The 18037-nt window shown below is 56.2% G+C and carries 17 protein-coding genes and 1 pseudogene; 11 read left to right on the top strand and 7 right to left on the bottom strand.

Features of this window, described 5'->3' with window-relative positions; all coding sequences use genetic code 11:
* Positions 1-15 precede the first annotated feature (15 nt).
* From zwf to IV01_RS17860, 3 genes are read left to right on the top strand one after another with little or no spacing between them, the layout of a single operon-like run.
* Positions 16-1524 carry a glucose-6-phosphate dehydrogenase gene (zwf, locus tag IV01_RS17850; RefSeq protein ID WP_418903515.1) on the top strand — a complete coding sequence of 503 codons (1509 nt, stop codon included), beginning with the start codon at positions 16-18 and terminating at the stop codon, positions 1522-1524.
* Positions 1517-2329, top strand: coding sequence for a Cof-type HAD-IIB family hydrolase (locus IV01_RS17855; RefSeq protein ID WP_032627238.1), 813 nt, complete (start codon positions 1517-1519; stop codon positions 2327-2329). Before zwf ends, IV01_RS17855 begins: the two co-directional genes overlap by 8 nt.
* Positions 2330-2376: 47 nt before the next feature.
* Positions 2377-4197, top strand: a complete 1821-nt coding sequence (locus IV01_RS17860; RefSeq protein ID WP_032627237.1) for a glycoside hydrolase family 15 protein — start codon at positions 2377-2379, stop codon at positions 4195-4197.
* A 214-nt stretch (positions 4198-4411) separates the two neighbouring features.
* On the opposite strand, the gene alkB is transcribed toward IV01_RS17860, so the two are convergent.
* From alkB to IV01_RS17875, 3 genes are read right to left on the bottom strand one after another with little or no spacing between them, the layout of a single operon-like run.
* On the bottom strand, positions 4412-5086 hold the full coding sequence (gene alkB / locus IV01_RS17865) for a DNA oxidative demethylase AlkB (protein ID WP_032627236.1): 675 nt from the start codon (positions 5084-5086) through the stop codon (positions 4412-4414).
* Positions 5087-5109: 23 nt separating this feature from the next.
* Entirely contained in the window at positions 5110-5292 is a 183-nt protein-coding gene (locus IV01_RS17870) for a hypothetical protein (RefSeq protein ID WP_032627235.1), read from the bottom strand.
* Positions 5293-5306: 14 nt separating this feature from the next.
* Positions 5307-5612, bottom strand: coding sequence for a DUF1883 domain-containing protein (locus IV01_RS17875; RefSeq protein WP_032627234.1), 306 nt, complete (start codon positions 5610-5612; stop codon positions 5307-5309).
* A 168-nt stretch (positions 5613-5780) separates the two neighbouring features.
* On the opposite strand from IV01_RS17875, the gene IV01_RS17880 reads away from it, so the two are divergent.
* Positions 5781-6131: a hypothetical protein gene (locus tag IV01_RS17880; protein WP_032627233.1), complete on the top strand. Its 351-nt coding sequence runs from the start codon at positions 5781-5783 to the stop codon at positions 6129-6131.
* A gap of 21 nt (positions 6132-6152) precedes the next feature.
* Here the strand turns inward: IV01_RS17880 and IV01_RS17885 are convergent, their stop codons facing one another.
* Entirely contained in the window at positions 6153-6434 is a 282-nt protein-coding gene (locus IV01_RS17885) for a hypothetical protein (RefSeq protein ID WP_032627332.1), read from the bottom strand.
* 101 nt (positions 6435-6535) lie between these two features.
* Positions 6536-6718, bottom strand: a complete 183-nt coding sequence (locus IV01_RS17890) for a hypothetical protein (protein WP_032627232.1) — start codon at positions 6716-6718, stop codon at positions 6536-6538.
* 390 nt (positions 6719-7108) lie between these two features.
* On the opposite strand from IV01_RS17890, the gene galU reads away from it, so the two are divergent.
* The 3 genes and pseudogenes from galU to IV01_RS0124795 all read left to right on the top strand — a co-directional run.
* Positions 7109-7942 carry a UTP--glucose-1-phosphate uridylyltransferase GalU gene (galU, locus tag IV01_RS17895; protein WP_020293893.1) on the top strand — a complete coding sequence of 278 codons (834 nt, stop codon included), beginning with the start codon at positions 7109-7111 and terminating at the stop codon, positions 7940-7942.
* 98 nt (positions 7943-8040) lie between these two features.
* On the top strand, positions 8041-9399 hold the full coding sequence (gene gorA, locus IV01_RS17900) for a glutathione-disulfide reductase (RefSeq protein ID WP_032627231.1): 1359 nt from the start codon (positions 8041-8043) through the stop codon (positions 9397-9399).
* A gap of 140 nt (positions 9400-9539) precedes the next feature.
* A pseudogene (locus IV01_RS0124795) lies at positions 9540-11198 on the top strand (ATP-binding protein); the annotation flags it as partial.
* Between the two features lie 523 nt (positions 11199-11721).
* Here the strand turns inward: IV01_RS0124795 and IV01_RS17905 are convergent.
* Entirely contained in the window at positions 11722-12744 is a 1023-nt protein-coding gene (locus tag IV01_RS17905; protein ID WP_032627230.1) for a DNA-binding protein, read from the bottom strand.
* Positions 12745-12913: 169 nt separating this feature from the next.
* On the opposite strand from IV01_RS17905, the gene IV01_RS17910 reads away from it, so the two are divergent.
* The 3 genes from IV01_RS17910 (at position 12914) to ahpF (ending at position 16247) form a co-directional block, all read left to right on the top strand.
* A complete protein-coding gene (locus tag IV01_RS17910) occupies positions 12914-13873 on the top strand; it encodes a site-specific integrase (protein WP_032627229.1) in 960 nt (319 codons plus the stop codon).
* A 112-nt stretch (positions 13874-13985) separates the two neighbouring features.
* A complete protein-coding gene (ahpC, locus tag IV01_RS17915; protein ID WP_032627228.1) occupies positions 13986-14549 on the top strand; it encodes an alkyl hydroperoxide reductase subunit C in 564 nt (187 codons plus the stop codon).
* Positions 14550-14684: 135 nt separating this feature from the next.
* On the top strand, positions 14685-16247 hold the full coding sequence (gene ahpF / locus IV01_RS17920; RefSeq protein WP_032627227.1) for an alkyl hydroperoxide reductase subunit F: 1563 nt from the start codon (positions 14685-14687) through the stop codon (positions 16245-16247).
* 77 nt (positions 16248-16324) lie between these two features.
* Here the strand turns inward: ahpF and gloA are convergent, their stop codons facing one another.
* Positions 16325-16846 carry a lactoylglutathione lyase gene (gene gloA / locus IV01_RS17925; RefSeq protein WP_032627226.1) on the bottom strand — a complete coding sequence of 174 codons (522 nt, stop codon included), beginning with the start codon at positions 16844-16846 and terminating at the stop codon, positions 16325-16327.
* A 154-nt stretch (positions 16847-17000) separates the two neighbouring features.
* Between gloA and IV01_RS17930 the strand changes: the two genes are divergently transcribed.
* Positions 17001-17546: a DUF4946 domain-containing protein gene (locus IV01_RS17930; protein ID WP_032627330.1), complete on the top strand. Its 546-nt coding sequence runs from the start codon at positions 17001-17003 to the stop codon at positions 17544-17546.
* Positions 17547-18037: the final 491 nt, after the last annotated feature.

Here is an 18037-nt window from a genome sequence, read left to right as displayed (position 1 = left end):
ACCCAAGGTAATAGAGTGCCGAAGCCTGAAGTCGCGCCGCCTACCACGCTGTTCCTGTTTGGCGCGCATGGTGACCTGGTCAAGCGTCTGCTGATGCCGGCGCTTTATAACCTGACCCGTGACGGTCTGGTTGACGAAGGTCTGCACATCGTCGGCGTTGATCACAATGCGATCAGCGATGCTGACTTTGCCAAAAAGCTTGAGGATTTCATCCGCCAGGAAGCCGCAAGCAAGGTGGCGTCCGGCGGTGAGGAGCCCCTGGATCCAAAGCTCTGGGCCAGTCTCGCGAGCCGTATCAGCTATGTGCAGGGGGATTTTCTCGATGATTCCACCTACGCCGACATCGCCGAGAAGATCAAGAGCACCGGCAGCGGGAATGCGGTGTTCTATCTCGCGACGGCTCCTCGGTTCTTCAGTGAGGTCGCGACGCGGCTTGGCTCTTCCGGCCTGCTGACGGAAACCGAGGATCAGTTTCGGCGGGTGGTGATCGAAAAGCCGTTTGGTTCCGATTACGCCAGCGCGGTGGAACTGAACGCCTGTTTGCTCAAGGTCATGACCGAAAAGCAGATCTACCGTATCGATCATTATCTGGGCAAGGAAACCGTCCAGAATATTCTGGTCAGCCGGTTCTCCAATGCGTTGTTCGAGTCGTTCTGGAATAACCATTACATCGACCACGTGCAGATCACCGCAGCGGAAACCGTTGGCGTCGAAACGCGTGGCAGCTTCTACGAAAACACTGGTGCATTGCGGGATATGGTGCCCAATCACCTGTTCCAGCTACTGGCAATGGTTGCCATGGAGCCGCCGGCGGCATTCGGCGCCGACGCGGTTCGCGGCGAGAAAGCCAAGGTCGTCGGCGCCATACGGCCGTGGTCCGAGCTGGAGGCTTTGGCCAATTCGGTGCGTGGTCAGTATTCGAAGGGCAACAAAGAAGGGGCTGACATCACCGGCTACCGTCAGGAGAACAAGGTCGATCCGGAAAGCACCACTGAAACCTACGTGGCCCTCAAGGTGATGATCGATAACTGGCGCTGGGTGGGTGTTCCGTTCTACTTGCGTACCGGGAAGCGCATGAGCACTCGCAGTACGGAAATCGCCATTTCCTTCAAGCCGGCGCCCTATGCGCAGTTCCGCGATACTGAAGTTGACCAGCTCAAGCCCAACTTCCTGCGTATCCAGATTCAGCCTAATGAGGGGATGTGGTTCGATCTCTACGCCAAGCGTCCGGGACCGAATTTGCACATGGAAGACATCGAGCTGGGTTTTGAATACAACGAGTTTTTCGAAATGCAGCCTTCCACCGGCTATGAAACCCTGATTTACGATTGCCTGACGGGCGACCAGACGCTATTCCAGCGCGCGGACAACATCGAAAACGGCTGGAAGGCAGTGCAACCATTTCTGGACGCATGGCAGAAACACCCGCAGGTCGAGCTGTATCCAGCTGGCGAAGACGGCCCTCTTGCGGCCGATGACTTAATGGCCCGTGACGGTCGGGAATGGCGGGATATTAATGGTTGAAGATACGAGAGTTCAGCTTCTGCTTTCCGATATCGACGGCACGCTGCTCCGCCCCGATCACACCCTTAGCCAAGCCAATATAGACGCAGTTGCCCGCTTGCGGGCCGCCGGGGTTCATTTCACGGTGGCCAGCAGCAGGCCTCCACGCGCCATGCGTCAACAGATCGAGGCCCTGGGGATTGATCTGCCAACCGTGGGGTTCAATGGCGGCAACATTGTCAATGCGGACGGCAGCCTGTTGGTCGCCCATCGCATTGATGAAGCGGCTGCCCGGACGACCCTTGACCTGTTCGCTGAACACGACGTTGCGGTATGGGTATTTGCCGATGATCAGTGGTTGCTGACTGATCCTGACGGTGACTACGTTGAGCACGAGTGGCACACGCTCGGATATGCGCCGGTTCAGGTGGCGAGCTTTGAAGCTTACCTCGATCGGATCGACAAGATCGTAGCGGCCAGCACCGACTTTGAACTGCTCAAGCAGCTTGAAAGCAGGCTTAACCCATTGATCGCAGGTTTGGCGCTTGCTGCACGCTCACAGTCGTATTACCTGGATGTCACGGCACTGGACGCTAACAAGGGCACCGCGCTAGTCACGCTGGCTGCTCAGCTGGGTGTTCCGATGGCCAACACCGCAGCCATAGGCGATGGCGGTAATGACGTCGCCATGTTCCAGCAGGCGGGACTGTCAATTGCCATGGGGCAGGCTGAAGAGGTTGTGCGCAGTAAGGCCAGCTTCATCACCGGCAGTAATCTTGAAGATGGTGTTGCTAGCGCTATCGACCGCTACATCCTGCAACGCTGAACCGGTCGGCTCGCTGACTGGCATGACTCGACAAGGGCGGAAGTGTAATGGCTGCATTGATTGAAGACTATGCGCTGCTCGGCAACTGCAAAACCGCCGCGCTGGTTTCCAGAGATGGCTCGCTCGATTGGTTGTGTTTCCCGCGCTTCGACTCGCCGGCATGTTTCGCCGCACTGTTGGGCGATAGCGATAACGGCCGCTGGAAGATCGCGCCGGTGTCGCCGACTGTCAAAACAGAACGGCGCTACCGTAGCGGCACCTTGATTCTCGAGACCCTGTTCGAAACTGAAACCGGTCGCGCGATGCTGGTCGATTTCATGCCTGTCAATCATGGCAGCCATGTCGTGCGTATCGTGGTCGGCCTTGAGGGTCATGTGGTTTTTGATATGGACCTGGCGATTCGCTTCGACTATGGCAGCAGTGTGCCTTGGGTCGAGAATAAGGGTGGTCACCGGCTTACGGCAGTCGCAGGGCCGGAAATGCTCGTGTTGCGCACACCCGAAGCGTTGCAGGCGATGGATCATCACACGGCGAGTCATTTTCGTGTCGATGCCGGGGAGCGCAAACCCTTCGTGCTCAGTCATCAGGCATCCAGTGAGCCGGTCGAGGATGGCATAGATTCCGAGCAGGCCCTGCAAGAGACAGAGTATTTCTGGCTGGAATTCTCGGATCGTTGTCCTGATGTCGGGCCGTGGACCGAGCGGGTCAAGCGTTCGTTGATCACCCTCAAGGCCATGACTTACCAGCCCACCGGTGGCATCGTCGCCGCAGTAACGACTTCTCTGCCAGAACAGCTGGGGGGCGAGCGCAACTGGGATTATCGCTACTGCTGGCTGCGCGACGCGACCATGACCTTGCTGGCATTCATGAATCTGGGCTACTTCGAAGAAGCAGCAGCCTGGCGCGAATGGTTGATGCGAGCGGTCGCCGGCAATCCCGAGCAAATCCAGATCATGTACGGTCTGGGTGGCGAGCGGCGACTGCCAGAATTCGAATTACCCTGGTTGAGCGGGTACGAGGATTCCCGTCCGGTCCGCATTGGTAACGGCGCAGCTACGCAAATGCAGCTGGATGTGTACGGGGAGGTGGCCGACGCGATGATCCAGGCTATCAAGGGCGGCTTGCCTCGCCCACCACGCAGTATCGCGATTTCGAAAGTCATCATGCCGTTCCTCGAGAAAGTCTGGCACCAGCCTGATCGAGGTATCTGGGAAATTCGTTCGGAGCCACGTCACTTTACTCATTCGAAAGTCATGGCCTGGGTTGCATTTGATCGCAACGCCAAGCTCATTGCCGAAACGGCACAGACCGATGAAGAGCGGGCGATGGCGGTGCACTACCGCAGCGTTGCTGACGAGATCCATGCCGATGTCTGCCGCAATGGCTATGACGCCGAGCTGGGCAGTTTCACCCAGACCTATGGTGAAAAGGCGCTGGACGCCAGTCTGCTGCAAATCGCCCTGACGGGGTTCCTGCCGGTTGACGACAAACGATTCATCGGCACTGTCGCTGCCATCGAACGCAGCCTGATTGAAGACGGGTTGTTGTTGCGCTATGACACGGATCACAGCACCGATGGCGTAGCAGGTCGTGAAGGGACTTTTCTGGTCTGTTCGTTCTGGTTGGCGGATGTTTATGTATTGATGGGGCGGGACGAGGATGCTGCTGTCTTGTTTGAGCGCCTGTGTGGCTTATGCAACGACCTTGGCTTGCTCGCGGAACAATATGACCCCCGTGAAAAACGCATGCTGGGGAATTTCCCTCAGGCCTTCAGCCACATCGGGATCATCAACACTGCGCTCAACCTGCATCGGGTTGTTTGCCCGGTGAAAACCCGGGCCAGGGCCGAAGCAGATACCGTTAAATAAGCGCGCGGATCGGTTTGCGGTTTTGCTATGTGTTGTGGGAGCAAATTCATTCGCGAAGAGGCCAGTACAATCGACGCATTTTCAGCGTTTTCAATGTTGCCTTCGCGAATGAATTCGCTCCCACAGGTTCGATGTCAACCGAGGGTTTATGAGTTGTCAGAAGTTCTGCAGACAAATACAGAAATTCCCTCAGCCCAGACAAAACACAGCGCGATCACATGGCCTTTCTGAAGGTGAAGTTGATGCGTTGCTCGCCCAACTGAGCGTGATAACCGGGTTTGATGGGCAGCACCCCATGGAACCGAAGACGATCTTCTCCACCCCAGACCACCACATCGCCGTGCATCAGCGGGATGCGTTGTGCTTTGTCCTGACGCTGAAAACCACCAAATAGAAAGATCGCGGGCAGGCCCAACGACACCGAGACGACGGGCCACTGCAATTGTTTTTCGTCCCTGTCCTGATGCAGGGACATTTTTGCCCCGGGCACGTAGCAGTTGATCAGACACGCGTCGGGAACGAACCCCGGAAAATCGCACGCCAAGGCGGCCGCCTGGGCCAACTCCATGAAAACCGCAGGGATTGCTGGCCAGGGCAGGCCGGTTTGGGGGTCGGTTGGCGAGTAACTGTAGCCGGATCGATCAGTCTTCCAGCCATAACTGCCGCAACTGCTCAGCGCCGCCGACATGGTGAACCCGCCGGGTGTGACCATGTGGCGAAAGGGCGCCTGGCTCAACACCTCGCTCAGTGCCGGCAGCAGTCCCTCGATCAGGGGTAGGGCGAAGCCGCGCAACACGTAAGAGCGCGGCCCGATCTGCTCAGTTGCCGTATGAACTGGCGCATCATCGAACAGATCAAAGGTAATGGGCGTCGTGCTTTCTCGTTTCATGGACGTGCAGGTGTACCGCCGGCTTACAGGGCTTTGCTGACTTTGACGTCGGTAATCTCATCGCCGCTCTGGCCGTGCATTTTTTCCAGGGCGCTCCTTGCTTCTTCGACAGATGCCGACTGCAATTGAGCGAACTCGAAGCGGCGTTCGCCATTGAGTTTATAGCTGACGGCGTATTTGGTGGTACGGGGAACAGGCGTGCTCACATTGGCTCCTTGTGTCAGCTCAATCGGGAAGTCGAGCGGCGGACGATTTTAATCGAGTGAGTAAAGGTGGTCTTGCGCCCGCCATTGGAATCCATCTTGCGACCTGACGTGTCGATCGTGATGTTCCAGAATCCGGTGCTTGGCGCGGCGATCTTGGCAGGGAACCGGTCGAATGCGCCGCCGTGGTAGGTGTGCTTACCGCCATTTTTGAAGCTGCGGAAGTTGGAATCGTTCATCAGGCGAATATTGCAGAGCTGAGAACACTCGATGACGACCAGGTCGTCTTCATTGAGGTGCTCGCGCTGGTGTACGAATTTCATGGGTGTCTCCGACGGGAAGGCTTTTTTCGAAAAATCAAAACGATAGCATGACGCGCACCGGCATTTACCGGCGATTCATGATTTATTGCAGTCTTTCACGGTAAAACGACCTTATCGGGGATTTAATCCTCATCAAGCTTGTCGTAGGACCTTTATTGGGAGGATTGTATGAAATTGGCCGTCGTGATTTTGGCTCTGGCGATGACTGGTTGTGCCACCGTCGCAGATATCGAACATACCCCAGCCACAATGAATGTCATGTCTGGAAAAAGCCCGAAAGAGTATGCCGCGTGTTTCGTCGGCAAGATCTCCAATAGCCGCAAAGCTCCGGTCGTGATGGATCATCACGACGGGCTACGGGTGATCGTGGCGCAGAAACTAAGCAAAGACCCAGCCGCTGTTCTGGATATCGAAAACCGCTCAAACGGCAGCTCGATCAAGGTCTATGAGCGCTTGTCCAACCTGCCGATCCGGCCGAAAGATGTGCAGACCGCGGCTACCGAGTGCATCTCCGGCTGATCAAGGGGGTAGGCCGGGGAATTATTTACATACCACCAAAACGCTACGGGCTTTGTAGTTGCCGACATCCACGCCCAGGGTTTTATCGCTCTCCCTGGGTTGCGGTGTTCCATCGGTCCCAACGATTTCGTATCCGGTGCCTGCACAAGAGGCATCGGCTTTTTCGTAGCAACTGGCCCACGACATCGCTTCGCCTGAACAATCGATGCTCAGACCTTGCTTGCCATTCTTGAGATAAGTATTGGAGGAGGTTGCGCAGCCAGCGAGGCCCAGTACAGCAATAATGGACAAAAATCGGATCATGTTTTTTGCGCTTCGCAAGAGAGGCCAAAGAGTAGGGTTATTGGTTCGACTGATGAACGATGCCATCGTTCCGACATCATTCTGGTAAGTGAACTAAAGCGTCATTTTTCCGAGCGGCGGCGGGCTGCCTTGGGTTGGTCCTGCAAAACTGCCGCGACTTCCACAGCGGCACTTTCGCTGGCGAACGGTCCGGCAATGGCTTCTGCGTTAGCGGCGCAAACCCACCAATGACCATCGGCGAGCTTATTGATCAAATAGCCGTTAACGGTTTTTGTGTCTGACATCGAATTGTTCTCGGATAAGGTTATTCAGCCGCGCATGATAAAGCGCCGCCCACTGGGCTGTCGCCCCCGGTATGCAGCGGTGTCGGTTACGATAATTCCTACACGCTTAAGGGTAGTCAGCTACGCTGCATGTCGTGGTATCGCTAAGCGAATATGGACATCGAGACAGTCGTTCTGCCCGTTAAAAGATTTGCGGAGGGCCTGATTATCCTTAGTAATTGGCGCTGTCGACGGTGCTCCAACGGTCACAATATCTGCGATTGGGCGGAACTATCTGCTCAGGGATCTCTCTACCATGGCATCGCACGGCCAGTGGCGGGGCATTGTAAGCTAGCCCCCGCCTGATTAGACTGCCTCGCTAATGCCAACAGCCCTTTATTAAGGACCTTTATGATCAAGAAATGCTTGTTCCCAGCAGCCGGTTACGGCACTCGCTTTTTGCCAGCGACCAAAGCCATGCCCAAAGAGATGCTGCCGGTGGTCAACAAGCCACTGATCCAATACGGCGTGGAAGAAGCACTTGATGCAGGCTTGAATGAAATCTCCATCGTAACGGGTCGTGGCAAGCGCGCTCTTGAAGATCACTTTGATATCAGCTACGAGCTGGAAAACCAGATCAAAGGCACCGACAAAGAGAAGTATCTGGTTGGTATTCGCCGCCTGATCGATGAGTGCAGCTTCTCCTACACTCGCCAGACCGAAATGAAAGGCCTTGGCCACGCGATCCTCAGCGGTCGTCCATTGATCGGTAACGAGGCGTTTGCCGTTGTGCTGGCGGATGACCTTTGTGTGAACCTGGACGGCGAAGGGGTCCTGGCTCAGATGGTCAAGCTGCACAAACACTATGGTTGCTCGATTGTTGCCATTCAGGAAGTTGATCCAAGCGAGACCCAGAAATATGGTGTCATCGCCGGTGAAGAAATCAAGCCTGGCCTGTTTCGCGTAACTGACATGGTTGAAAAACCAAAGCCTGAAGATGCGCCATCGAACCTGGCGATCATCGGTCGTTATATCCTGACGCCGGATATCTTCGAGAAGATCGAAGCGACCGAGCCGGGCAAAGGCGGCGAAATTCAAATCACCGACGCCTTGATGAAGCAGGCTGCCGAAGGCAACGTGCTGGCTTACAAATTCAAGGGCACCCGTTTTGACTGCGGCGGCGCTGAAGGCTACATCGAAGCGACCAACTTCTGCTTCGAACACTTCTACAAAAAAGGCAGCTAAGTCGCCTGGATGTTTCGGGCTCACTGCTCAACAAGGCCACCTTCGGGTGGCTTTGTCGTTTCTGGCTGATATGCTGTCGTTCTGTTCAGGAGATTCCAATGGCTTACGATTTTGACCTCTTTGTAATCGGTGCGGGTTCCGGTGGTGTGCGTGCCGGGCGTTTTGCGGCTGGCTTTGGTGCTCGTGTCGCCGTTGCGGAGAGCCGCTATCTGGGCGGCACTTGTGTCAACGTCGGTTGCGTGCCGAAGAAGCTGCTGGTTTACGGCGCTCATTACTCGGAAGAGTTCGAGCAAGCCAAGAGCTTCGGCTGGTCGGTCAGCGAGCCGGATTTCGATTGGGCAACGCTGATTGCCAACAAAGATCGCCAGATTCATCACCTCAACGACATCTATCGCAACCTGCTGGTCAACAGCGGCGTCACGCTGCTGGAAGGGCACGCGCGGCTGACTGGCCCGCGTGAGGTTGAAGTGAATGGCCAGCGCTACACGGCCGAACATATCCTGATCGCCACCGGTGGCTGGCCTCAGGTCCCTGATATTCAGGGTCGTGAGCACGCTATTACCTCGAACGAAGCGTTTTTCCTTCCGCAATTGCCCAAGCGCGTCATTGTGGTCGGCGGCGGGTATATCGCGGTTGAATTTGCGTCGATCTTCCATGGGTTGGGTGCTGAAACCACCTTGATGTATCGCGGTGAAATGTTCCTGCGCGGCTTTGATGGCAGCATTCGTCAGCATCTGCACGAAGAGTTGGTCAAGCGCGGCATGGATGTGCGATTCAACGCCGACATCGAGCGTATTGAAAAGCAGAGCGATGGCAGTCTTCAGGTTTTCCTCAAGGATGGCTCCACCGCCACCGCCGATTGTGTTTTCTATGCCACGGGTCGTCGGCCTATGCTGGATAACCTCGGGTTGGAGACTGTGGACGTCAAGCTCAACAAAGACGGTTTCATTCAGGTCGATGACAACTATCAAACCAGCGAGCCGTCGATTCTGGCCCTCGGTGACGTTATTGGGCGGGTGCAGCTCACACCGGTTGCTCTGGCTGAAGGCATGGCCGTGGCGCGACGGCTGTTCAAGCCAGAGGATTATCGCCCGGTGGATTACGCCCACATACCTACCGCAGTGTTCAGCTTGCCAAACATCGGTACGGTGGGGCTGACTGAAGAGGAAGCCCGCAAGGCGGGGCACGAGGTGCAGATTTTCGAGAGCCGCTTTCGGCCGATGAAATTGACCCTGACCGACAATCAGGAGCGAACTTTGATGAAGTTGGTGGTCGACGCCAATACCGACGTGGTCCTGGGTTGTCACATGGTCGGCCCTGATGCTGGGGAAATCGTACAGAGTCTGGCCATTGCGTTGAAGGCCGGGGCGACCAAGCGCGTCTTCGATGACACCATTGGCGTGCATCCGACCCTCGCCGAAGAGTTCGTCACCATGCGCTCGCCAGTGGCTCGTTAATCTTTATGCATTGAGCTGAGCCCCCGAGATTCAGGATGAAACTCGGGCTGTACGATGTTCCAGGAAGGAAAACTGCGATGAGACGTCACTATCACTGGACAGCACTGCCATTGAACACTGCTGAGCAAGAACCGCAGCCCATGCGCAACATTGATGCCCTGCTGGAAAGTGAGCGGCAGTTCCGGACGCTGGCGGACAACATGAGCCAGCTGGCCTGGACCGCTGACGCCGCTGGCAGCATTTATTGGTACAACGAGCGCTGGTACGAGTACACCGGCTCTTCGCTAGAGGCCATGCTCGCACTGGGCTGGCGCTCTGTACATCATCCCGATCATGTCGACCGTGTTTCGGCGCGGCTCTCCCACTGTTTTGCGACAGGCTCGATCTGGGAGGACACCTTTCCATTGCGGGGAAAGGACGGCGTTTACAGCTGGTTTCTGGCTCGGGCGCTGCCGATTCGCGACGAGAAGGGCCACATCACCCATTGGTTGGGCACCAATACCGACATTACTGCGCAGGTCAGCGCCGAAGAGGCGCTGCGCGAACTCAATGAAAGCCTGGAACTTCGGGTTCTCGAACGGACCCGCGAGCTGGCGACGACCAATGAATTGCTGCAGATTGAAATGGCGGAGCGCGAGCAAGCGGAGGAAGCGTTGCGGCATGCGCAAAAGATGGATGCCATCGGCCAGCTAACCGGGGGCATCGCTCACGACTTCAATAACATGCTGACTGGCGTGCTCGGCGCACTGGACCTTATTCAGCGCAGAGTGGCGGCAGGTCGTGTCTCAGAGATAGACCGCTATATCGCTGCCGCCATAACTTCGGCCAACCGCGCCGCCGCGTTGACCCATCGGTTGTTAGCGTTCGCTCGTCGCCAGTCACTCAATAACAGCGCCGTTGATGTCAACCGCATGGTCCGTTCCATGGAGGAGTTGGTGCGGCGCACCGTGGGTGAAAGTGTCGAGTTACGTATTCAACTGAGTGAGGAGTTGCGTCGTGCGCAGACCGATGAGCATCAGTTGGAAAACGCGCTGCTCAATCTGGTGATCAACGCCCGGGACGCGATGCCGGAGGGCGGGGAATTGTCTGTTTCTAGCTCCAACGTCACCGTCGTGGCGCAGCAAGGGGCGATCACCCCCGGTGATTATGTACAGCTGTGTGTAGAGGACTCCGGCAGCGGCATGTCCAGCGAGGTGCTGGAAAAAGCGTTCGATCCGTTTTTCACCACCAAGCCCATTGGTCAGGGCACTGGTCTGGGTTTGTCCATGGTCTATGGTTTTGTGAAGCAGACGGGTGGCCACGTGCTGATCGACAGTCGCGAAGGAACCGGCACACGTGTTCAACTGTTTTTGCCCTGTCATCTGCACAATGTTGAGCGCAGCGAGCAGGTTCTGGCGATCGAGTCGGCTCCTCGTGCCGGTTATGGTGAGCAGGTGTTGGTGGTAGAGGACGAGGACGCAGTCAGGATGTTGGTGGTAGATGCCTTGCGCGAGCTGGACTATTGCGTGCTCGAAGCCAGTGATAGCAAGTCTGCCTTGCCCCTATTGCAAGGCCCGAAACGCATTGATTTTCTCATCACTGATGTCGGTTTGCCGGGCCTGAACGGTCGGCAGCTTGCCGAGGTCGCCCGGCAGCACAGGCCTGGATTGAAGGTGCTGTTCATGACCGGGTACGCGCGTAACGCGCAAAACCTGGATGACTTCCTTGAAGATGGTATGGATCTGCTGACCAAGCCTTTTACCGTGGATGAGCTGGCGCTGCGAGTACGCACGATGCTGGAAAGTCATCGCACGGGGTGAGGTGTTCAGTAAGCGGTGGACCTGTGCGAGCGAGCTTGCTCGCGAAGACTGCGTTCCCTCAGCAAGGTACAGGCAGGAGATGGCGGCCTCTTCGGGAGCAAGCTCGCTCCCAAAAGTGATTTCAATATTGGCGCGACGACGTGGGACCGGCTTTAGCCGGGAAGGGGCCGGGACATTCACCTGATATTTATCGTCTGGAATGCCGCCTTCCCGGCTAAAGCCGGTCCCACGTCATTCATCCGCTTGCGAGCAAATATAGAATCTCCCACAGGGTCAATGTCAGGGTCAGAATCGGAACCAACCGCCCGATCACAGAAGCAGGTCGGTGCGGGCTGTTATCTAGCGAACGAGTACTAAACCGTGGGAGCAAGCTTGCTTGCGAAGGCGGTATTGCAGCCGACCAAGATGCATCGGACGGACTGGCCTCTTAGCGAGCAAGCTCGCTCCCACAAATATCATCCAGGTTCAGTTCGTCATGTTGTGCTTCTAAGGGGGGGCGGAGGTTGCGGTAATGCCTTGGGCTTTACTCTCTCTCTGAGGTTTTATCAGGCGAAGCCTCGCTAGCCGAGGCTTGAGCCTCTGTGGCTCGAAGATTCTCCAGCGCCAGCTCGGTCTTGATAAGGATCAGCTCCAGAACCCGATTCTGCTGCTCCACATCCGTTGCCCGCTGCTTCAATCCACTGCTTTCTTCCAATGCGCTACGCAATCGTTCTTCCAATACCGCGCAACGTGCCTCGCACTGCTGGAATTTCTCCGTGGTGCTGTTGACTTGATCGCTGAGGGTACTCAAATGGGTCTGTTGAGTGTGCAACTCTCGCTGTGCGTTTCGACTCTCTGTCAGCAACCGTTCGTTATCGCGATTGAGTTGAGTGATTTCTTCCTGCCGCCCCATGGCGCTTTGCTGGGCCTGGCGTAATTCCATCTGCAATTGCTGCACTTGGGTCTCGTGGCGCCGTTGCTCCTGTTCGCGCTGTTCCTTGATGGCGCTGCGGTAATGCTCCAGCGCGTCACGGGCATGCACGTGCTTTTCTTCCAGCGAGCGTATGTGCCCATCCTTGTCCTGCAGGCGCGTTTCCAGGTCTTGATTGGCCTGGATCAGTCGCGCGTTTTGAGACTGTTGGTTGCGCAATTGCTCCCGCGTCGCGTCGAGCGCTGCGACTTGCTTTTGCAGTTGCTCGCTTTCACTGGCGAGCATCACTTCACGATCCGCCAAGTGCTTTTCTGTCTCCTTTAGCGTGTCTTGCAGGGCTGCGCACTGTTGGTCGAACGCCGTTTGTGCGTTCGACACCAGCTCCTGAGCCTGGCCATTGAGGCGCTGGGAGAGGCGGGCGACCAGCTCGGTCAGCTCCTCACCAATGTCGACTTCCGACGAGCCGTTTCGTAAATCACTGTCATCAAGTTCCCGCAGATAGCGGTGGATGGTGGTTTTCGAGCCGGTATTACCCATTTCTACGCGTACTGCATCAATGCTTGGGTGTTCGCCTCGGGCGATCAGTGCCAAGCGTGCGGTTTGCACCACAGCCTTGTTAATGCCGCCCCGAGCCATGCTATCTCCTACGATTACGTACTGTGGTATGTACTCTGTAATTACATACTAAACATTGGGAAATAATCAATTTTATTTTCGATAATATGAGGCGGGATATTGGCGTATTATCCCGTGTGATGCGCATTTTCGTGATGTGCCATCCCGATTTCAGTACGCCAGGGCTGCCATGCAGGACATAAATCGCTATATCGACGCGGCAACCCGGGATAACACCCGTCGGAGCTACCGAGCGTCCATTGAACATTTCGAAGTGATATGGGGAGGGTTCCTGCCCGCGACCAGTGAAAGCGTTGCCCGCTACCTGGCGAGTTACGCGGGGGATCTGTCGGTCAACACGCTCAAGCTGAGGCTCTCTGCGTTGGCGCAATGGCACATCAGCCAGGGTTTCAACGACCCCACCAAGGCGCCGGTGGTGCGCAAGGTCCTCAAAGGCATTCGTGCGCTGCATCCGGCGCAGGAAAAACAGGCCGAACCGCTGCAGCTATTGCATCTTGAACAAGCGATCAACTGGCTAAGCAATGAGGCCGAGCAGGCTAGGTCGCGCCACGACCACGCCACTGTGTTGCGTTGTCGGCGAGATACGGCGTTGATCCTGCTGGGTTTCTGGCGGGGTTTTCGCAGCGATGAGTTGTGCCGCCTGCAAGTGGAGCACGTCAAGGCGCTGGCAGGCTCGGGCATCAGCCTCTATTTGCCGCGCAGTAAAGGTGACCGCGACAATCTTGGCAAAACCTATCAGACCCCGGCGTTGCAGCGATTGTGTCCAGTGCAGGCCTACATCGAATGGATAAACTGCGCAGCGCTGGTGAGTGGTGCGGTCTTCAGGGGCATTGATCGCTGGGGCAACCTGGGTGATGAGGCGCTGCACGCCAATAGCGTGATTCCGTTATTGCGCAACGCTCTTGAGCGTGCGGGCATTGCCGCGCAGTCCTACACCAGTCACTCGCTGCGTCGCGGTTTTGCCACATGGGCGCATCATAATGGGTGGGACCTGAAATCGTTGATGAGCTATGTCGGCTGGAAAGATATGAAGTCGGCCATGCGTTACGTCGAGGCCACGCCCTTCATGACCGGGCTGGATGGCTCAGCGGCAATTCCGATTTCTTCTATTAATAAACATCTCTTATAGTGAAAAACAATCAGCGGCATGAGGTTTGCCAATGAGCCCATGGCCGCGATTGTGCGTAAGCTCCACTCCATCGAATTTCAAACCCCTTCACAAACCATCAGGAGATTCACCGATGCCTATCATCAACAGCCAGGTAAAACCGTTCAAAGCCACTGCATTCAAAAACGGCGAGTTCGTCGACGTTTCTGAAGCTGACTTTAAAGGCAAGTGGTCTGTCGTGTTCTTCTACCCAGCTGACTTCACATTCGTGTGCCCAACCGAGCTGGAAGACCTGGCAGACAACTACGCCACCTTCCAGAAGCTGGGCGTTGAGATCTACAGCGTTTCGACCGACACCCACTTCGCTCACGCTGCATGGCATAACACTTCGCCAGCAATCGGCAAAATCCAGTACACCATGATCGGCGACCCAACCCTGCAGATCTCCCGCAACTTCGACGTTCTGATCGAAGAAGCAGGTCTGGCTGACCGTGGCACTTTCGTGATCAACCCAGAAGGTCAGATCAAAATCGTTGAGCTGAACGACGGCGGTGTTGGCCGTGACGCTTCCGAGCTGCTGCGCAAAATCAAGGCCGCCCAGTACGTTGCTGCTCACCCAGGCGAAGTTTGCCCAGCCAAATGGCAGGAAGGCGAGGCTACTCTGGCTCCGTCCCTGGACCTGGTTGGCAAGATCTGACTCCGATGAGTTGGCTAGGGGCGTCGAGCTCTTGAGCAAGTAAACCGCTTCGCCCCTCAAAACGCCCGGGCGACCATCGCCTGGGCGTTGTTTTTTCTACTCCAGTAAAAACCTGATCAAAAGGAAATCGCCCGCATGTTGGACGCCAATCTTAAAGCCCAGTTGAAGTCGTATCTGGAACGGGTCACCCGACCAATCGAGATCGTCGCGTCCCTTGATGACGGCGCGAAATCCAAAGAAATGCTGGAGCTGCTCAACGACGTCATCAGCGTTTCAAAAGACATTACCCTGAATGACAGCGGCACCGATGCGCGCACGCCGTCGTTTTCGCTCAATAGCCCGGGACAAGACATCAGCCTGCGTTTCGCCGGTATCCCGATGGGCCACGAATTTACTTCACTGGTGCTGGCGCTGCTGCAAGTCGGCGGTTACCCGTCCAAGGCCAGTGCAGACACTATCGAACAGGTTCGCTCACTGCAGGGCGATTTCAGGTTCGAAACCTATTTTTCCCAGTCCTGCCAGAACTGCCCGGATGTCGTCCAGGCGCTGAACCTCATGGCAGTGCTGAACCCGAACATCAAGCACGTTGCTATCGACGGTGCACTGTTCCAGGCGGAAGTCACTGATCGGCAGATCATGTCGGTCCCGAGTATTTACCTGAACGGTGAGCTGTTTGGTCAGGGCCGCATGGGCCTGGAAGAGATCCTTGCCAAGATCGACACCGGTGCCGGTGATCGTCAGGCAGAAAAACTCAATGCCAAGGACGCTTTCGACGTCCTGGTGGTCGGCGGTGGCCCGGCAGGTTCGGCGGCGGCTGTTTATGCAGCACGTAAAGGCATTCGTACGGGTGTCGCGGCTGAGCGCTTTGGCGGTCAGGTGCTGGACACCATGGCCATCGAGAACTTCATCTCCGTGCAGCACACCGAAGGCCCAAAACTGGCCGTTGCCCTTGAAGAGCACGTCAAGCAGTACGAAGTCGACATCATGAACCTGCAACGCGCAGACCAGCTCATCCCTGGCAAGAACGGCGAGCTGCATGAAGTCAAATTTGCCGGCGGTGCGACCCTCAAGGCCAAGACTGTGATTCTGGCCACCGGTGCGCGCTGGAGGGAGATGAATGTCCCTGGCGAGCAGCAATACCGCAACAAAGGCGTGGCGTACTGCCCGCACTGCGATGGCCCATTGTTCAAAGGCAAGCGTGTGGCCGTGATCGGTGGTGGTAACTCCGGCGTTGAAGCAGCGATTGATCTGGCGGGTATCGTGGCGCACGTCACACTGCTGGAGTTTGATGTGCAGCTGCGCGCTGACGCGGTGCTGCAACGAAAATTGACCAGTCTGCCAAACGTGACCGTGATCACTAATGCCCAGACCACCGAAGTGACCGGCGACGAGCAGAAGGTTAATGGCTTGCGCTACAAGAATCGTCTGAACGGCGAGGAAGTCACCGTTGAGCTGGAAGGTATCTTCGTGCAGATCGGTCTGCTGCCTAATACCGATTGGCTCAAAGGCACCATTGAACTGTCGCCACGTGGGGAGATCGTGGTGGATTCCCGTGGTGAGACTTCAATCCCCGGTATCTTCGCCGCCGGCGACGTTACAACCACCCCGTACAAGCAGATCATCATTGCTTTGGGGGAGGGCGCGAAAGCTTCTCTCAGTGCGTTCGATCACTTGATCCGGACGTCTGCCCCAGCCTGATAGCCGGTAAGCATAAAAAAAGGGCCTCATGAGAAATCATGAGGCCCTTTTCGTATCAGCTTTGCTCGATCAAGCGATCAGAGCGGCGTCGGCTGAATGATTTCTACCCAGTAGCCGTCCGGATCCTTGATGAAGGCCAGGCTGTTCATGCGGCCATCGGCCAGGCGTTTCTGGAAGTCTACGCCCAGCGCTTCAAAACGCTCACAGGCTACGTGCACGTCTGGCACTGAAATGCAGATGTGACCAAAGCCGCGAGGGTCGGTATTGCCGTTGTGATAAGCGAACGACGCGTCTTTCTCGGTGCCGTGGTTATGAGTGAGCTCCAGAATGCCCGGGATGGATTTCATCCACTCAGTGCGTGCGGCGTCATCGGCAGGGATCTGTGCCTTATCAACCAGCGCCAGGAAATACAGGCTGAATTCTGCCTCGGCGAAATCACGCTTCTCGACCAGGCTGAAGCCCAGCACGCGGGTGTAGAAGTCCAGAGATGCGGTGATGTCCTTGACCCGCAACATGGTGTGGTTGAACACGAAGCGTTGGGTGGCAGCCTCAGGCTCGGCGGTTACGCCAGGGAAGGTGTTAAGGTCTTGCAGGCTCATGAATATCTCCGCTGGAGGTGTAAAGGTTTTACCAAATGATACGGGGCGACGCCGGGGATGCCAAACCCGTCGGCCAACAAAGCGTTATTGCCCCTTGTTCGTTGCTGGCTGGGCAGTCAGACTTTGCGATCTACCTGCCTCAGCGATGTCCATCATGATTGACCCGCTCTACAGACATTCATTCCTTGGCATTTGCCTGGCGCTAGCTCTGGGTTGCACTCAGGTGCAGGCTGCGGTGATCGTGTGGCCAAGCGGTTGGCAGGTTGAAGATCTGTCCAGCGCGCAGACACCCGCACAGAGCCCGACGCAGTCACGACAGCGAGCGGCCAAGCTTGATGAGGCCGGTAACCCGGTGATGGTCATGGAGCTGACTCAGTCGAGTCTGGCGGCGGGGCACGAGGTCAATGTGGAGGGCGTATTGCTGGAAATGCGCAAGTCTGTGCAGGTCAATTTTGCTCGCACGGGCTTTCAAAGCGTTTGTACCCGCGTACGACAGACCACGCTTGATACTGTTCCCGCGCTTGAGACCACATGCACCATCACGCAGAACGGTGTTCATGTCATGACGCAAACCCTGTTGGCTGCAGCCAACAAAGAAACCGCCTGGTCTCTGTCCTATGCCGGATCGGCTGAAGGTTACGCAGCGAACAAGGATGAAGCACTGCAGATTCGCAATGCGCTGAAGCTCACACCTCCTTAGGACTGCGGCGGTGAGAGGTGAATGAGCACGCGATTTGCCGATCATGCGCCAAACCTGTGGCAGCGAGCTTGCTCGCGAATTGCTTTCACATCCAGCGGAATCTATCGAGCGCACTGGCCTATTCGCGAGCAAGGAAGGGGAGTGATATCAGACAAATTTCAGGCAAAAAGAAGCCCGCCGAAGCGGGCATTGGGGCGCTAATCCTTTAGCAGCCTCTATCCTCGCGCACGGGGTGTGAAAAAATCGTGAACATTTCCGTAAAATATTATGGAACGTCCGTACTTATAAATATCAGAATATTCTTACAAACAAGAATGACAATGCCGGTTGTTATGACCGCTTCTTTAATGTCGGTTATTTTTTGCGAGTAGACCGGTGCGGGAAAGGCTTAATTCAAAAGTGTAGACATCTCTAGCGGAGCAGCAGCATTTCGCGCTTCATGGGGTATTGAACGAAATTGAACCATGCCTATTCAATAACAATCAGCCCCT

This window comes from Pseudomonas syringae (genome assembly GCF_000737245.1).
GTDB classification, from domain to species: Bacteria; Pseudomonadota; Gammaproteobacteria; order Pseudomonadales; family Pseudomonadaceae; genus Aquipseudomonas; species Aquipseudomonas syringae_J.
This window is presented reverse-complemented; position numbering and strand designations above follow the sequence as displayed.

Bases quoted from the DNA above. Each gene is read 5' to 3' on its own strand.
- IV01_RS17855 (WP_032627238.1), top strand. From the start codon at position 1,517: ATGGTTGAAGATACGAGAGTTCAGCTTCTGCTTTCCGATATCGACGGC.
- IV01_RS17890 (WP_032627232.1), bottom strand. From the start codon at position 6,718: ATGTCAGACACAAAAACCGTTAACGGCTATTTGATCAATAAGCTCGCC.
- ahpC (WP_032627228.1), top strand. From the start codon at position 13,986: ATGCCTATCATCAACAGCCAGGTAAAACCGTTCAAAGCCACTGCATTC.
- gorA (WP_032627231.1), top strand. From the start codon at position 8,041: ATGGCTTACGATTTTGACCTCTTTGTAATCGGTGCGGGTTCCGGTGGT.
- IV01_RS17880 (WP_032627233.1), top strand. From the start codon at position 5,781: ATGAAATTGGCCGTCGTGATTTTGGCTCTGGCGATGACTGGTTGTGCC.
- ahpF (WP_032627227.1), top strand. From the start codon at position 14,685: ATGTTGGACGCCAATCTTAAAGCCCAGTTGAAGTCGTATCTGGAACGG.
- galU (WP_020293893.1), top strand. From the start codon at position 7,109: ATGATCAAGAAATGCTTGTTCCCAGCAGCCGGTTACGGCACTCGCTTT.
- IV01_RS17875 (WP_032627234.1), bottom strand. From the start codon at position 5,612: ATGAAATTCGTACACCAGCGCGAGCACCTCAATGAAGACGACCTGGTC.
- alkB (WP_032627236.1), bottom strand. From the start codon at position 5,086: ATGAAACGAGAAAGCACGACGCCCATTACCTTTGATCTGTTCGATGAT.
- IV01_RS17885 (WP_032627332.1), bottom strand. From the start codon at position 6,434: ATGATCCGATTTTTGTCCATTATTGCTGTACTGGGCCTCGCTGGCTGC.
- IV01_RS17930 (WP_032627330.1), top strand. From the start codon at position 17,001: ATGATTGACCCGCTCTACAGACATTCATTCCTTGGCATTTGCCTGGCG.
- IV01_RS17860 (WP_032627237.1), top strand. From the start codon at position 2,377: ATGGCTGCATTGATTGAAGACTATGCGCTGCTCGGCAACTGCAAAACC.
- IV01_RS17905 (WP_032627230.1), bottom strand. From the start codon at position 12,744: ATGGCTCGGGGCGGCATTAACAAGGCTGTGGTGCAAACCGCACGCTTG.
- IV01_RS17910 (WP_032627229.1), top strand. From the start codon at position 12,914: ATGCAGGACATAAATCGCTATATCGACGCGGCAACCCGGGATAACACC.
- gloA (WP_032627226.1), bottom strand. From the start codon at position 16,846: ATGAGCCTGCAAGACCTTAACACCTTCCCTGGCGTAACCGCCGAGCCT.